The sequence below is a fragment of the Nocardiopsis alborubida genome (assembly GCF_012396365.1).
Lineage (GTDB): Bacteria > Actinomycetota > Actinomycetes > Streptosporangiales > Streptosporangiaceae > Nocardiopsis > Nocardiopsis alborubida.
Map to the genome: position 1 here is coordinate 1 of NZ_JAAXPG010000008.1, position 15,418 is coordinate 15,418.

The 15,418-nt window shown below is 73.3% G+C and carries 15 protein-coding genes; 10 read left to right on the plus strand and 5 right to left on the minus strand.

Annotated elements, in window-relative coordinates; all coding sequences use genetic code 11:
• Positions 1 to 268 precede the first annotated feature (268 nt).
• From HGB44_RS10075 to HGB44_RS10085, 3 genes are all read right to left on the minus strand, one after another.
• Positions 269 to 1,597, minus strand: a complete 1,329-nt coding sequence (locus tag HGB44_RS10075) for a globin domain-containing protein (RefSeq protein ID WP_061083683.1) — start codon at positions 1,595 to 1,597, stop codon at positions 269 to 271.
• Between the two features lie 305 nt (positions 1,598 to 1,902).
• Positions 1,903 to 2,334, minus strand: a complete 432-nt coding sequence (locus tag HGB44_RS10080; RefSeq protein WP_061083684.1) for an RrF2 family transcriptional regulator — start codon at positions 2,332 to 2,334, stop codon at positions 1,903 to 1,905.
• 27 nt (positions 2,335 to 2,361) lie between these two features.
• Complete coding sequence (locus HGB44_RS10085; RefSeq protein WP_061083689.1) at positions 2,362 to 3,975, minus strand: MFS transporter; 1,614 nt, start codon at positions 3,973 to 3,975, stop codon at positions 2,362 to 2,364.
• Between the two features lie 470 nt (positions 3,976 to 4,445).
• On the opposite strand from HGB44_RS10085, the gene panB reads away from it, so the two are divergent.
• From panB to HGB44_RS10110, 5 genes are all read left to right on the plus strand, one after another.
• A complete protein-coding gene (gene panB / locus HGB44_RS10090; RefSeq protein WP_061083685.1) occupies positions 4,446 to 5,315 on the plus strand; it encodes a 3-methyl-2-oxobutanoate hydroxymethyltransferase in 870 nt (289 codons plus the stop codon).
• A gap of 220 nt (positions 5,316 to 5,535) precedes the next feature.
• Positions 5,536 to 6,576 carry an LLM class F420-dependent oxidoreductase gene (locus HGB44_RS10095; protein WP_061083686.1) on the plus strand — a complete coding sequence of 347 codons (1,041 nt, stop codon included), beginning with the start codon at positions 5,536 to 5,538 and terminating at the stop codon, positions 6,574 to 6,576.
• Positions 6,577 to 7,211: 635 nt separating this feature from the next.
• Positions 7,212 to 7,757 (plus strand): hypothetical protein, encoded by a 546-nt coding sequence (locus HGB44_RS10100; protein WP_061083687.1) that lies wholly within the window; start codon positions 7,212 to 7,214, stop codon positions 7,755 to 7,757.
• Between the two features lie 45 nt (positions 7,758 to 7,802).
• A complete protein-coding gene (locus tag HGB44_RS10105) occupies positions 7,803 to 8,420 on the plus strand; it encodes a hypothetical protein (RefSeq protein WP_168444000.1) in 618 nt (205 codons plus the stop codon).
• A gap of 43 nt (positions 8,421 to 8,463) precedes the next feature.
• Complete coding sequence (locus HGB44_RS10110) at positions 8,464 to 9,066, plus strand: hypothetical protein (protein ID WP_168444001.1); 603 nt, start codon at positions 8,464 to 8,466, stop codon at positions 9,064 to 9,066.
• 130 nt (positions 9,067 to 9,196) lie between these two features.
• On the opposite strand, the gene npdG is transcribed toward HGB44_RS10110, so the two are convergent.
• Positions 9,197 to 9,892: an NADPH-dependent F420 reductase gene (gene npdG / locus HGB44_RS10115; RefSeq protein WP_061083521.1), complete on the minus strand. Its 696-nt coding sequence runs from the start codon at positions 9,890 to 9,892 to the stop codon at positions 9,197 to 9,199.
• Positions 9,893 to 9,985: 93 nt separating this feature from the next.
• The gene (locus HGB44_RS10120; protein WP_061083520.1) at positions 9,986 to 10,177 is read right to left on the minus strand and encodes a hypothetical protein; all 192 of its coding nucleotides are present in this window, start codon (positions 10,175 to 10,177) and stop codon (positions 9,986 to 9,988) included.
• A 153-nt stretch (positions 10,178 to 10,330) separates the two neighbouring features.
• Between HGB44_RS10120 and map the strand changes: the two genes are divergently transcribed.
• The 5 genes from map to HGB44_RS10145 all read left to right on the plus strand — a co-directional run bounded on the left by map (position 10,331) and on the right by HGB44_RS10145 (position 15,337).
• The gene (gene map, locus HGB44_RS10125; protein WP_210751442.1) at positions 10,331 to 11,182 is read left to right on the plus strand and encodes a type I methionyl aminopeptidase; all 852 of its coding nucleotides are present in this window, start codon (positions 10,331 to 10,333) and stop codon (positions 11,180 to 11,182) included.
• 90 nt (positions 11,183 to 11,272) lie between these two features.
• Positions 11,273 to 12,106, plus strand: a complete 834-nt coding sequence (locus HGB44_RS10130) for a M55 family metallopeptidase (protein WP_061083522.1) — start codon at positions 11,273 to 11,275, stop codon at positions 12,104 to 12,106.
• A 150-nt stretch (positions 12,107 to 12,256) separates the two neighbouring features.
• Complete coding sequence (locus HGB44_RS10135; protein WP_061083519.1) at positions 12,257 to 13,663, plus strand: M20/M25/M40 family metallo-hydrolase; 1,407 nt, start codon at positions 12,257 to 12,259, stop codon at positions 13,661 to 13,663.
• 188 nt (positions 13,664 to 13,851) lie between these two features.
• Positions 13,852 to 14,829 (plus strand): S66 peptidase family protein, encoded by a 978-nt coding sequence (locus HGB44_RS10140; protein ID WP_061083518.1) that lies wholly within the window; start codon positions 13,852 to 13,854, stop codon positions 14,827 to 14,829.
• A 220-nt stretch (positions 14,830 to 15,049) separates the two neighbouring features.
• Positions 15,050 to 15,337: a helix-turn-helix domain-containing protein gene (locus tag HGB44_RS10145; RefSeq protein ID WP_061083517.1), complete on the plus strand. Its 288-nt coding sequence runs from the start codon at positions 15,050 to 15,052 to the stop codon at positions 15,335 to 15,337.
• Positions 15,338 to 15,418: the final 81 nt, after the last annotated feature.

Below are 15,418 nucleotides of genomic sequence, written 5' to 3' on the forward strand. Positions count from 1 at the left end.
CACGCGTACAGCAAGCGTTGACCGCCCTCCCGGAGTCGCTCCCGCCCTTGATGCCCCCGCAGCAGAGACCCGCCACCCCCGAACCCCGACCGCTGACCGCCCTTGACGGCCCTCCCGCACCACTACGCGGCAGCTGACGCCGCCGCCTCCGGCCGAAGTCAGCAGTCAGCAGGCTGAACGTCGAAAGGAAGCAGGAACGCCCCCTGCCGTTCAGCCCGCTCAGACCCTCTCCTCAGTCCGCTCAGACCCTCACCTCAAGCCCCGCTGCTCAGCCCTCGCCCAGCCACAGGTCCGGGCCGAACACCTCGTAGCGGATGCGGCGGGCGGGAACCCCGGCGGCGAGCAGCTGTGCGCGCACGCCGCGCATGAACGGCAGCGGCCCGCACAGGTAGACCTCGGCTCCCTCGGGCAGGTCCACCCCGTCCAGGTCCATCAGCCCCCGAAGGGTGCCACCGTCACCCCCGCCGCCATCCACGCCACCACCAGCACCGCCATCACCCTCCACCCCATCACCCTCCACCCCATCACCCTCCACCCCATCACCCTTCGCCCCATCACCCTTCGCCCTATCGCCCTCCACCCCATCGCCCCCATCCACACCGTTCTCGTACCAGGTCCGGGCGCTCGCGCCGGGCAGCGCATCGACCAGGGCGGCGGTCTCCCCGCGGTGGGCGTGCTCCCCCGGGCTGCGGTCGGCGTGCAGGACCAGGACCCTGCGGTCGCTGCCCTGCTCGGCGAGCCGGTTCAGCATGGCCACCATCGGCGTGCAGCCGATCCCGGCCGAGACCAGCACGAGGGGGTGCCCGCCATCGGACAGGGTCACGTCACCCGCCGGGGTGGAGACCATGAGGACGTCGCCCGGGACGACGGTGTCGTGCAGCAGGGTGGACACCTCCCCCGCCGGATCGGCCCCGACGGCGCGCAGGCGCTTGACGGTGATGCGGCGGCACCCGCCGTCCCCGCCGGTCAGGGAGTACTGGCGGGCCTGGCGGACGCCGTCGGGCATGCGCGTGCGGACGCTGACGTACTGGCCGGGCAGGAAGTCGGGGAGCGGGGCGCCGTCCTCGGGTTCGAGGGTGAGGGAGGCGGTGTCGGGGGTCTCCTGGCGGCGCCGTGTGACCCGCCAGGGACGCCAGGCCCCGCGCCCGGTGTGCCCGCGCTCGGCGTACAGGCGGGCCTCCAGGGCGATCAGGGCTCCGGCCATGAGCCAGTAGACCTCGTCCCAGGCCCTGACGACGCCGGGGGTGGCCGCGTCCCCGAGGGTGTGGGCGATGGCGTCGAAGAGGTACTTGTGCACGATGACGTACTGGTCCTCGGTGACCCCGAGGGAGACGTGCTTGTGGGCGATGCGGGTGAGGAGGGCGTCGGGGCGCTCCTCCGGGTGCTCCAGGAGGAGGGTGGCGAAGGAGGCGATCGATCCGGCCAGGGCTCTGCGCTGCCCGCCCGAGGCCTGGTTGCCCCGGTTGAACAGGCCGTCGAGGAGTTCGGGGCGTTCGCCGAGCATCGTGTCGTAGAAGCGGGCGGTGATGGCGTCCAGGGCTCCGGCCACGGCGGGGAGCGTGGCCCGGACGGTGGCGGCGGACTCTGCGGAGAGCATGCGACCTCACTTCGGAGAGGGTGTCTCGGAACAGAAAATTGGTATCTCAAATGCATATTAAATCCGCCTCCGCGGCCCCCTCCTCCGGGGTCGCTCCCGCTCCGAGGGGGCAGGTGGGAACGGGTGGACGCGGAAGTACCGGAGGACCGGCGGGCTGGCGGGCTGGCGGGCTCGCGAACTGGCGAAGCGGCGGGCTGGCGGGCTGGCGGGCTGGCGGGCTGGCGAACCGGTGAAGGGGGCCGGCCCCCCGGCGAAGCCCGGCCGTGCGCCCGTGGGCGGACGGCGGCGGAGCACCGCCGCGGGCCCTACGGACGCAGCAGGGTCAGCGCGTCGCGCGTGGGCGGGGACACCAGGGACTCCACGGTGACGCCGTCGAGCGAGGTGTAGAACGCCTCGTGCGCCTCGCGCAGGGCGCCGCGCAGTCGGCAGACGGCGCGCAGCGGGCAGGGCGGGTCGTCCTCGCACCCCGCGAGCTCCCCCGCGCCCTCCAGTTCGCGCACGATCGACCCGACCGAGGCCCGCCGCCCGCTCTCGGTCAGGAGCAGTCCGCCGTTGCGGCCGCGCCGCGCCTCCACCAGCCCCATGTCGGACAGCCGCGCCACGGCCTTGGCCATGTGCGTGTAGGGCACGGCGAGCATCGCGGCGGCGGTCCTGGTGGTGAGGAGTTCGCCCTCCTCCGCGACCGCGAGCCGCATGACCAGGCGCAGGGAGACGTCGGTGAAAGCGGTCAGGCGCATGTGTTCAACGTAGGCGACCGGCCCCGGTCACCGCTCCCCCCGGCCTGGGGCGGGAGCGGCCCCAGCGGAGGGGCCGCCGTCCTCGGCGTCCAGGGGCTGGTGGCGCCCGGTCTCGCGCGGCATCCAGATCAGGATCACGACCAGCCCGACCACCCCGAAGCACAGCGACACCGTCGCCGCCGTGTGCAGCCCGGACATGAACGCCTCCTTGGCGGGGCCCACCAGGACCCGCCCCTGTTCCCCCAGGCTCCGGGCCAGGGCCAGGGTGCCCTCGATCGACTCCCCCGCCGGACGCAGCTGCTCGTCCGCCACGTCCGCCGAGCCCCCGTCGGCGAGCTCCTCCAGGGCGGGGGTGATCCCCGCCCGGTACCGGAAGGAGATGACCGCGCCCAGGATCGCGACGCCCATCGCCGTGGCCACCTGCCGGACCGTGTTCTGCACGGCGGAGGCGGCACCGGCCCTGCCGGGCGGCACCGACGACATGATCGCGTCGGTGGCGGGGGTCAGGACCACCGCCATCGCACCGGCCTGGAGGAAGAAGAACCCGACGATCAGCGGCAGCGGTGTGTCCGGTTCGAGCCGGGTGAAGAACAGGAAGCTGGAGCACACGCCCAGCACGCCGACCGCCGCGACCACGCGCGGCCCCGCCCAGCGCACGAGCGTCGGGCTGAGCGGCGCCATGATCATCTGCCCCAGCGCCGCGGGCAGCACCAGCAGACCCGCGATGAACGGGGAGAACTCACGGACGCTCTGCCAGTAGAAGCTCAGGAAGAAGATGATCCCGGACATGCTGAAGAACAGCACCATGATGGTGGCCACGGAGACGCTGAACCGCGGGTCCCGGAAGAAGCGCACGTCCAGGGAGGGGTTGGGCGCGCGCGACTCGTGCACCAGGAAGAGCACCAGCACCACCACGCCGCCGACGAGCGCGCCGTACACGTCCCAGTCCGCCAGGGAGGCCCGCTCTCCCGCGGTGATGATGCCGTAGATGAGCAGCACCAGGCCGGGGACGGACAGCAGCACGCCCAGCACGTCCAGCCTGCCGGGGTCGGCGTCGCGCGACTCGGGGATCAGGAAGAACACCAGCGCCAGGCCCAGAGCCACGAAGGGCACGTTGACGAGGAAGATCGATCCCCACCAGAAGTTCTCCAGCAGCAGCCCGCCCGCCGAGGGGCCGATGGCCATCGCCAGCCCGACCGCGCCCGCCCAGATCCCGATGGCGCGTGCGCGCTGCTCGGGCGGGAAGACGTTCGCGATGATCGACAGGGTCTGCGGCGTCACCATGGAGGCGCCGAACCCCATGACCGCGCGGGCCAGGACGAGTTGTTCGGGGGTCTGGGAGTAGGCCGACAGCGCCGAGGCCGTGCCGAACACCGTCAGCCCCACCACGATCATGCGTCGGCGCCCCCAGCGGTCGCCGAGCACGCCGAAGGTGAACAGCAGGCCCGCGAAGACCAGCGTGTAGGAGTTGATCGCCCAGGCCAGCTGCGACTGGCTGGCTCCCAGGCCCAGCTCGGGGTCGGACAGCACACGCAGCGCCACGTTGAGGATCGTGTTGTCGGCCACGATCACCAGCAGGCAGATGATCAGTACCGCCAGCCCGCCCCACCTGCGCCGGTACGCCGTCTGCGCGTCCACCAGCCACCTCCACCGCCGAGACCCCCACCGAAACTTCCGCCGATCGGACCGTACCCGCGAACCGCGCCGCCCGCGCGCTTCGGGGTGCCGCGAACGGTGTGTTGGCCGTGTCCGGGCGGCCACGGCCGGAAGGCACCGGCGCCTCCGGGCCGGCCCCGGCGGAAAAGGCCTGGCCGCTGCCGGGTCGGTCCCGCTGGAGGATCACGAGCCGGTCCCGGCGGGAAACATCCGACCGTCCGACCGGGTTGTCACCGGTGCGGAGAGACGCGGTGCGGGCATGCGATGATGCTTGCGTGCGGTGGCCGCGCCCGGTCGTCCGCAGACGCCGGTCCCCGTCTCCTCCGCACCCGCCCGGTCCCCCGCGGACCGCCCGCGGCCCCCTCGGCCGCCCCCGCGCGCGAGCGCGACAACACCATTCGTCCACACGTCCGGAGACACCCGCGAGGTGCTTCGAGACAACGGAGGGATAACGCATGAGCACCACAGACAAGCCCCTCGCCCCGACCGGGGCGCCGACAGGAAACGCCCTGTACGGCGGGGTCACCAGCCGACGCGTCACCATCCGCGACCTGGCCGCCGCCAAGGGGCGCGGCGAGCGCTGGCCGATGCTGACCGCCTACGACGCGCTCACCGCGCGGGTCTTCGACGAGGCCGGGATCCCGGTCCTGCTGGTCGGCGACTCGGCGGCCAACGTCGTCTACGGCTACGACACCACCGTCCCGGTGACGGTGGACGAACTGCTCCCGCTGACCGCGGCGGTCTCCCGCTCCACCCGGCGGGCGCTCGTCGTGGCCGACCTGCCGTTCGGCTCCTACCAGGCCTCTCCCCAGCAGGCTCTGGAGGCGGCCTCGCGGTTCATGAAGGAGGGCGGAGCCCAGGCGGTGAAGCTGGAGGGCGGCCACGCGGTGGCCCCCCAGGTGGAGCTGCTGGTCTCGGCGGGTGTGCCGGTGATGGCGCACCTGGGCCTGACCCCCCAGTCGGTGAACACCCTGGGCGGCTACCGGGTGCAGGGCCGCGGCGAGGCCGCGGCCGGTCTGCTCAAGGACGCCAAGGAGATGGAGCGCGCGGGCGCGTTCGCGGTCGTGCTGGAGTGCGTGCCGGCCGAGCTGGCCGCGCAGGTGACCGAGCAGCTGTCCGTCCCGACCGTGGGCATCGGCGCCGGTCCGTCCACGGACGCCCAGGTGCTGGTGTGGCAGGACATGGCCGGACTGAGCCCGAAGGTGGCCAAGTTCGTCAAGACCTACGCCAATCTGCACGAGACCCTGCGCGAGGCGGCCTCCGCCTACGCCGACGAGGTCGTCAACGGGGCGTTCCCCGAGGAGCGCCACTCCTACGCCGGCTGAGGGGCGGGGTGGCCTCGCCCCTCTCCGGACACCGGTGAGCACCGCCGGTCGGGGTCCGCCCCGGCCGGCGGTGTGGTGTCGGGGCCCGGCGGTGCACGGGTCGGACGCGGTACCGCGCGGCGGTCTGTGAGCCGGGCAACAGGCCGAACCGTACTCGGGAGTAGAGTCGCACCGTACCCAGCGCCGACGGGCCGGGGGTCCGGCCCTCCCGGGAGGACAGATGCGCGTCTCGATGCCGCTCCAGTACGCGGGCGACCCCAAGGCCTCCGTCGACCAGGTGGTCGAACTGGAGAAGGCCGGTCTCGACACCGTGTGGGTCGCCGAGGCCTACGGGTTCGACAGCCCCACCCTGATGGGCTACATCGCCGCCCGCACCGAGACCGTGGCGATCGGTTCGGCCATCCTGCCGCTGTACACCCGCACCCCCACGCTCATCGCGATGACCGCCGCCGGGCTGGACGACCTGTCCGGCGGACGGGCCATCCTCGGCCTGGGAGCCAGCGGACCGCAGGTCATCGAGGGCTTCCACGGCGTCCCCTACGTCAAGCCGCTCGCCCGCACCCGCGAGACCATCGAGATCTGCCGCAGGGTCTGGGCGCGCGAGGACCGCCTCACCCACGACGGCACCGTCTTCCAGCTGCCGCTGCCCCCGGAGCGGGGAACCGGCCTCGGCAGGCCGCTCAAGATCATCAACCACCCCGTGCGCTCCGAGATCCCCGTCTACGTGGCCTCCCTGGGCGTGAAGAACGTGGCGCTGACCGCCGAGATCGCCGACGGCTGGCTCCCGCACCTGTTCATCCCCGAGAAGGCCGACAGGGTGTGGGGCCAGGCGCTGGCCGAGGGGAAGGCCAGGCGCGACCCGTCCCTGGGCGAGCTGGAGGTCTCCGCGGGCGGCCTGCTCGCCATCGGCGAGGGCGAGGACACCAAGAGGCTGCTGGACCTCGTGCGGCCGATGATCGCCCTCTACGTCGGCGGCATGGGCGCCAAGGGAAAGAACTTCTACAACACCGTCGCCCGCCGCTACGGCTACGAGGAGGCCGCGGAGAGGATCCAGGACCTGTACCTGGAGGGGAGGAGGGACGAGGCCGCGGCCGCCGTGCCCGAGGAGTTCGTGGAGCTGACCAACATGGTCGGCCCGGAGTCCTACGTGCGCGAGCGCGTGGAGGCCTTCCGCGCCGCCGGGGTGACCCAGCTCAACGTGACCCCCGTGGGCGAGGACCCGGCCGCGCTGGTCGGCAAGGTCAAGGAATGGGTGTCCTGACGCCTCCTCCCGGGATCCGGCGGCGGCCCCGCACCCGGGACGGGGTGCGGGGCCGCCGCCGTTCGCCCGAGCATCCCGACCCCTCAGAGTCACGAAGAACCACAGGAACACACGCGACAACCCGCGTTCCCACATCGCCTTCCGGGAGCGCCGGTGACGGGAAAGAGGAGACAGGGGAACGCAGAACCAGGTGGATGACGCCCAGGACCCAGCCTTCCCCCCGCCCCCGCCGCGTGTGTTTCCCACTCCGCCCGGCCGAGGACGAACACCCGGGGTAACATCCCCGAATCAGCCGAACTCCTGTTCGTGATGCGCGCCACACAAGAAAACCCCGCTCCGATCCTCCCGTTCGAGGACTTTCACCCCGCACGAAGCCGTTCGCACCCCGCGGGCCGCCCTTCCCCCCAGGCCGGAAGCACGGCTTCCGCCGAGCCGTCACGAGCCGCGGCAAACAACCCACCACCGAACGAAAGCCGACAAGAAACGGCACCCGTCCGGTATTCGCCGTAGAAAAGATTCCTCGGCCGCCAAAGGGCCACCACACAGCCCATTCCTCACCCTCAGTGATCAATTAGCCCCGGGCAGTTTTGTTAACCTGCGTTAAGCAACGCGTCCCCCGACACCACGGAGAAGGCATGACCTCACCGCACCGGCGGCCACGGGCCGCCGCCCTCGCCGCGGCGACCGCGGCCGCGGCCCTGGCCGCGACCGCCACGGCTTCACCCGCCGCCGCGAGCGGGCGGCACTGCATCAGCGACACCGGCACGGGCCAGGAGCGCTGCTTCGCCACCTTCGACGCGGCGATCGCGGCCGCGGAGAGGGAGACCGGCCGGACCCTGGAGGAGCAGGAACGGGCCCTGGGCGGGGGCGGCGCCTCCCTCAGGGCGGCCAGCGCGGACGTCATCATCGGCACCTACTTCGAGCACGAGGACTTCGGCGGAGCCACGTTCACCCTGTACGGCGACGGCCTGTGCACCGGAGGCGACGACACCGAGTTCTGGTTCACCTTCCCCGCCGACTGGCAGAACCTGGTCTCCTCCGCCCAGCCCTGGGCCACCTGCGCCCTGTGGCTGCACTCGGGTCCGGACGGGACCGGCGACCGCGACGGCCCCTACCGCGAGAACACCGCCTACGTGGGCGACCACATGAACGACCGCGCCGTCTCCACCACCCTGGGCTGACCCGGCCCCTGCCCCCTCCCTGCCCCCGCTCGAAGGGAAAACGACATGCGACGCACGTCCTCCGTGCTCTGCGCCGCCGCCGTCGCCGTGGCGGGCGCGGTCGCCGCGCCCCCGACCGCCGCACACGCCGACCACCAGGGCTCCCCCAGCGTGCGCGAACTGCTGGAGCTGTGCGGTGTGGAGACCGACGTCTGCGAGTTCCACCCCAGCGGCGAACCCGAACTCTTCGCCGCCCCCGGCCGTGTGGTGGGCTCGGAGGTGTTCAACTGCACCTCCGGCCGCCAGGACATGGCGGTGATCTGGTCCGACACCACCTCCCAGAGCAACAGCGTCGGCCTGACCCTGACCACCGAGGCCGGATTCGGCGAGGTCTTCTCGGTGTCCTACGAGCAGTCGTTCGAGCACACCTGGACCACCTCGCACACCGAGACGCAGACCACCTACGTCAACACCGCCCCCGGCGAGGTGGGCTGGGTCGAGCGGCAGCCGCGGATGCAGCGCGTCCACGGCACCTACGAGCTGCACTTCCCCGACCGCGAGTGGGGCCACTACGTCTGGTACGCGCCCTTCACGGCGGAGGGGCCCGTCCCCGACTCCCCCGACGACGTCGTCACGCAGAACGTGCGCCCGATGACCGACGCCGAGCGGGCCGCGTGCCCGTGACCCCCACCCCCACGAAAGCCCGACCCCCACGAAAGGCGGAGCGATGAGAACCCTCGCAGCGGGCGCCGCGGCGGGCCTGGCGGCCGTCCTGGCGCTCGCCCCCGCACCGGCCGCGGCCGACCACGAGCGGAACCCGACTGTCCGGGAGCTGCTGGAGCGGTGCGGTGAGGGCACCGACGTGTGCGAGTTCCACCCGTCCGGCCAGCCGGAGTACTTCCAGAACACCTCCGAGCCGGTCGGCTCACCGGTCTACAACTGCACCGACCACGAGCAGATGTCCATGGTGCAGTGGTCCGAGACCACGGGCGAGACCAACAGCGTGAACCTGTCCATGACGGCGACGTTCGGGGCGGTCTTCAAGCAGAGCTTCAGCGTCTCCTACGGCCACGAGTGGAGCTCGTCGCACACCCAGAGCCAGCGCACACAGGTCGTCGCCCAGCCGGGCGAGGTGGCCCGCGTGTACTACGGGCCCCGGATGCAGCGCGTCCACGGCACCTACGAGCTGCACTTCCCCGACCGCGAGTGGGGCCACTACGTCTGGTACGCGCCCTTCACCGCCGAGGGACCGGCGCAGGACCAGGGCAGCACCGTCACCCAGTCCACGCGGCCCATGACGGACGAGGAGCGCGCGGCCTACTGCGGCTGAGCGCGCCCGGCGGCGCGGCGCCGGTCCCCGCCACGGGGACCGGCGCCGTACGCGCACCCGGGCGTGCGCCTCGGGCCGCCACGGACGCGATCGGTCGAACGGGATTCTCGGGGACCACGGGCTCCCAGGCCTACAGGCCGGTGATCCGGATGCCCGCGTGGGTCCTGTAGCGGCGGTTCACCGCGATGAGGTTGGCGGTCAGGGCCTCCACCTGGTGGGCGTTGCGCAGGCGGCCGCCGAAGACGCCGCGCACCCCCGGGATCCGCTCGGCCAGGGCGCGCACCACGTCGGTGGCCTCGCGGTCCTCGCCCAGCACCAGGACGTCGAGGTCCACCTCCTCGACCTCGGGGTCCAGCAGCACCACCGCGGACACGTGGTGGAAGGCGGCCGTGACGCGGCTGTCGGGCAGCACCTCGGCGGCCTGCTGGGCGGCGCTGCCCTCGGCGACGTCGAGCGCGAAGGGGCCCTTCTTGTCGAAGCCGAGGGGGTTGACGCAGTCCACGACGATCTTGCCCGCCAGCGGACCGGCCAGCTGCTCCAGCAGCTCCCGGTGGCCGTCCCAGGGCACGGCGACGATGACGACGTCGCCCTCGGCCGCGGCCGAGGCGTTGTCCAGGCCGCGGACGTCGATCGGGGAGGCCTCGGCCTCCACCAGTCCCCGGGCGGCCTTCTCGGCGCGCTCGGCGCTGCGCGAGCCGAGGTGGACGGTGTGCCCCGCCAGGGCGAGGCGGCGGGCCAGGCCACGGCCCTGGTCTCCGGTCCCGCCCAGGACGGCGACGGACAACCCGGCGATGTCGGCGCCCGCGGGTGTGCTCTGTTCAGTCATGCGCCGATCCTGTCAGAGGCGCCGGCGGGAGGCACCGCCCGGCTCCACCCGGCGCGGCACCGCGCGGTGGATCGGAGCGCGCGTGGGCGGGGGTCACCGCTCCTCCTCGTCGGCCTCGTCCCAGGCCTCGTTGCGCCGGGCCGCGATGGCCAGCGCGCTGGCGGCGGTGGCCTCGTCCGGGTAGGGGCCCATGCGCTCCTTGTTGGGGCAGCCGGGGCCGTGCTCCACCCGGTTGTGCCTGAGGCAGTACCACCACTCGTCGTCCAGCGGAGTGTCCTCTCTCACCGTTCTCACCGTGACTCGCTTTCTACGGGACGCTGCCCGGGCGGGAACGTACTTCTCGGGGCACCTACCCAGGCCCGGGCGCTCCCTACACCCGTGGGGGGAAGGGCATCGTCCAGGACCGCGCGGCCGACCCACGAACTACAATCAGTGTCCATGACTACTCCGCTGGTTCCTGGGCGAATCTCGCCACAACGTTCGGTTCCCTCCCACATCGTCCGCCCGGAGTACGTCGGACGGAAGCACCCCGTGGAGGGGGTCCTCGGCGACGTGCAGACCCCCGAGACCATCGAGCGGATGCGCGTGGTGGGACGGCTGGCGGCCCAGGCCCTGGAGGAGGTCGGCCGCAACGTCCGGCCCGGGGTGACCACGGACGAGCTGGACCGGATCGGCCACGAGTTCCTGCTGGACCACGGGGCCTACCCCAGCCCGCTGGGTTACAAGGGCTACCCCAAGTCGCTGTGCTCCTCTCTCAACGAGGTGATCTGCCACGGCATCCCCGACGACACCGTGGTCTCCGACGGCGACATCGTCAACATCGACATCACCGCCTACCGGGACGGCGTGCACGGCGACACCAACGCCACGTTCCTGGCCGGGAACGTCTCGGAGGAGCACCGGCTGCTGGTCGAGCGGACCCGGGAGGCCATGACGCGCGCGATCAAGGCGTGCCGGCCGGGCCGCCAGATCAACGTGATCGGCCGGGTCATCGAGTCCTACGCCAAGCGCTTCGGCTACGGCGTGGTCCGCGACTTCACCGGGCACGGCGTGGGGCCGGAGTTCCACTCGGGCCTGGTGGTGCCGCACTACGACGACCCGCGCGCGGACACCGTCATGGAGCCGGGGATGACCTTCACGATCGAACCGATGATCACTCTCGGCGGCGTGGAGTACGACATGTGGGACGACGGCTGGACGGCCGTGACGGCCGACCGCAGGTGGACCGCCCAGTTCGAGCACACCCTGGTCATCACCGAGTCCGGCGCGGAGATCCTCACCCTGCCGTAGTCGCCGCCCCGGCCCCTCCCGTGCGCCCCCGGGCGGAACGCGGCGCCCGAGCCTGGCTACGGGAGGGGCCCGAGGCGTAGGGTCGTGCGGGTGAAGATCCTCATCTCCGCCGACATGGAGGGCGCCACGGGCGTCACCTGGCCCGCCGACGTCGAGCCCGGCACCGAGCAGTGGCAGCGCTGCCGCGCGATGTTCACCAGCGACGTCAACGCCGCCGTCGAGGGCCTGCTCGAAGGCGGCGCCACCGAGGTGCTGGTCAACGAGGCGCACGCGACCATGCGCAACCTCCTGTTGGAGGAGCTCAACACCGACGCCACGATGATCACCGGACGGCACAAGGAGCTGTCCATGGTCGAGGGCGTGCAGTCCGGCGACTGCGACGGCGTGGTGTTCCTCGGCTACCACTGCGGCGCCGGTGACGAGGGCGTGCTGGCGCACACCTACCTGCCCAACGCGGTGACCGGCGTGTGGCTGGACGGCGAGCCCGCCAGCGAGGGCTGCCTCAACGCCGCGGTGGTCGCCGAGTACGGCACACCGGTCATCCTGGTCACGGGGGACGACCGCGCCTGTGAGGACGCCGCCACCTACGCCCCGTTCGCACGGACGGTCGCGGTCAAGGAGCACGTCAGCCGGTACGCGGCCCGCTGCCGCCCCCCGGCCGCGACCGCGCGGGACATCCGGGCCGGGGCACGCGCCGCCATGACCCTGGCCGGGCGTCTGGAGCCGGTCGGGCCCGAACCCAGGGCCGTGGAGGTGGAGGTCGACTCCGCGCAGCTGGCCCAGGCCGCCGCCGTCGTCCCCGGCGTCACGCGCACGGGGGTGCGGCGCGTCCGGTACGTCTCCCCGGACTCCTACGAGATGATCCGCTGCTTCAAGGCGGTCACCACGCTCATCTCCAACGCCATGGAGGAGCGCTACGGCTGAGACCGGGTCCGGGGCCGCGGGGGCCACCGCCCGCGAATGCCGGAGCGCGGCGGGCGGGGCTGGTAGAACTGTGCCGGGGAGCACTTCGTCACCACTGGCCGCCAGGGGTCTCCCCCGTTACTGACACCTCAGCGAAAGCGAGGCGCGCCCGTGGGCCACATCGCCACTTCCTTCCCGGAGAGAACCGACGGCTTCCCCGAGAGGGCCGACGGCCTCGCGGCGGCCGGGGAGGACGCCGTCCACCTCGCCCGCGGCCTCGTCCGCCGCGACTCCACCAACCACGGGGGCGGCCGGGGCGACGAGCGCGAGGCCGCCGAGTACGTCGCCGAGGCCCTGGGCGACGCCGGGCTGGACCCCCTGCTGCTGGAGTCGGCCCCCCGGCGCGCGAACGTGGTCGCGCGCGTTCCCGGCACCGACCCCTCGGCCCCGGCGCTGCTGGTGCACGGCCACCTGGACGTGGTGCCCGCCGACGCCGCCGACTGGACGCTGCCCCCCTTCGCCGGGGAGGTCGCCGACTGCCCCGTCACCGGCGTGCCCGCGCTGTGGGGGCGCGGCGCGGTGGACATGAAGAACACCATCGCCACGGTCACCGCCGTCGTGCGCCACTGGGCGCGCCACGGACTGCGGCCCCGGCGCGACATCGTGCTGGCCTTCGTCGCCGACGAGGAGGACAGCGCCGCCTACGGCGCCGACTACCTGGTCCGCGAGCACGCCGAGCTGTTCGAGGGCTGTACCACCGCGATCGGTGAGGGCGGCGGGGAGACCATCCACGCCCGCACGGCCTCCGGGGAGCCGGTGCGCCTGTACCCGGTGGGCGCGGCCGAGCGCGGCAGCGCCTGGCTGTCCCTGCGTGCCCAGGGGACGGCCGGGCACGGTTCCCGGCCGCCGCGCGACAACGCGGTCGGCGCCCTGGCCGCGGCCCTGGCCCGGATCGACGGGTACGAGTGGCCGCTGCACCTGACCCCCGTCACGCGGGCGGCGATCGACGCGATCGCCGAGGCCCTGGAGGTGGAGCGCCTCCCCGGTGACACGGCGACCGCGGAGGCGGTGGACGCCCTGGTCGCCAGACTGGGGACGGCCGCCCCGCTGATCGGCCCGACCACGCGCAACAGCGCCACGCCCACGATGCTCTCCGCCGGGTACAAGGTGAACGTGGTGCCCGGGGAGGCCACGGCGGGTGTGGACGGCCGGGTGCTGCCCGGCGCGGAGGAGCAGTTCGCCGCGGCCATGGAGGAGCTCACCGGCGACCGGGTGACCTGGGAGTACGCGCACGGTTCGCCTCCGGTGACCGCGCCCGTGGACTCCCCCGCGTTCGCGGAGCTGCGCGAGGCCCTGCTGCTGCACGACCCGGGGGCCCACGTGGTGCCGGTGTGCCTGTCGGGGGGCACCGACGCCAAGGTGTTCTCCCGGCTGGGCATCGACTGCTACGGCTTCTCCCCCCTGGCCCAGCCCGAGGGCCTGGACTACTCGGGCCTGCTGCACGGTGTGGACGAGCGGGTGCCGCTGGAGGGGCTGCACTTCGGCGTGCGCGCGCTGGACACGTTCCTGCGCGCCTGAGCTGCCGATCCCCTGATCGGCTTGGGAGGCTGGTGTCTTCGGGGTTCCGGAGGCCGGGCCCCGCGGCCGGGCGGGACCGGGAACGCGGTCGGCGCGGCGGCCGGAGTGTCCGAGCACTGGTGGTGGGGAGAGGCGTCGCGGCCGGTGACGCGCACGAGCGAGGGAGAGGGCCGAGGGTGGGAGAGGCGATGACCGAGGTGGCGGACACGGCGGCACGGGTCCCGGACGCGCGGGGTGTGCGCGCGCTGGTCCGACCGCCGCGCCTGCGGGAGGGCGACCGGGTGCGCCTGGTCGCTCCGTGCAGCCCGGTTCCCGCGGAGCGGCTGGAGGCCGCGGTGGGGACGCTGCGCGGCTGGGGGCTGGAGGTGGAGCTGGCCCCGCACGTGCGCGAGCGCCACCCGCGGCTGCCCTACCTGGCCGGTGCGGACGCCACGCGGGCCGCCGACCTCCAGGAGGCCTGGTGCGACCCGGACGTGGACGCGGTGCTGTGCGTGCGCGGCGGCGACGGCGCGCACCGGACGGTGGACCTGCTGGACTTCGACGCGATGCGCCGGGCCGAGCCCAAGGCGCTGGTCGGGTTCAGCGACGTCACGGCGCTGCACGAGGCGTTCGCGGTGGAGCTGGGCGTGGCCACGGTGCACGGGCCCGTGGTCGGCACGGGGTACTTCGTGGGTGATCCGGCGGCCCAGGAGGAGCTGCGCGCCACCCTGTTCGAGCCCGAGCGGCGGACCGTGCTGACCTCGCCGGGCGCGCACGCGCTGGTGCCGGGGCGGGCCGAGGGGGTGACCTTCGGCGGGAACCTGAGCCTGCTCAACGACTGTCTGGCCACGCCGCACAGCCGTCTGTCGGCCTCCGGCGGCATCCTGCTGCTGGAGGACGTCGGCGAGGACGTGGCGCGGCTCGACCGGATGCTCACGCACCTGCTGCGCACGGGGTGGGCGGCCGGGGTGGCCGGGGTGGCCCTGGGCACGTGGACGGACTGCCCGCCGGGGCCGGAGGTGGTCGCCGAGCTGATGCGCGACCGGCTGGAACCGCTGGGGGTGCCGGTGCTGTGGGGGCTGGAGTTCGGGCACTGCGCGGCCCAGCTCACGATTCCGCTGGGGGTGCCCGCCCTGCTCGACGCGGACGGCGGCCGCCTGGAGCTGGCCGTCCCGGGGCTGGCCTAGGCACCCCGCCCGAGCGCGGGGGTGGGGGCGCGCCCCGCTTCGCCCCGTCCAGGCGGCCTCCGACCCGTCTCGCGGCGGTTCTGTGCCCGGCGGGCCCGGACATCGGGTGGGGGGAGGGCGTCTCGGCGTCGGACCCCGGGTTCCCGGCGGCCGTCCGCGCACGGAACGGCATCGCCGGTATTGGTATACCGATCCGACGTCGTGGCGTTAGACTCGACGCATGGTGCGTGAACCGCTGACCGCAGACCAGATCGAGCGCGGGCGCCTCCTGGGCGGTCTGCTCCGGCAGGCCCGCGCGGAGCGCACGATGGTCGACGTCGCGCGCGAGGCCCGGATCTCGGTCGAGACCCTGCGCAAGATCGAGGGCGGGCGCATCCCCACCCCCACGTTCTTCACGGTCGCGGCGATCGCCGCCGCGCTCGGCCTGTCCCTGGACGACCTCCTGCGCGGGGTGGACGCCGCCGCGACCGCGGCCCAGGACCCCGCGACCGCCTCCCTGGCCGTCTGACTCCCCACCCGCCCCCTAACGTTGGTCGTGTACCCGCGAGTACGGGTCCGTGCGCGACCCGCCCCTTCCGGCGGCGGGCAC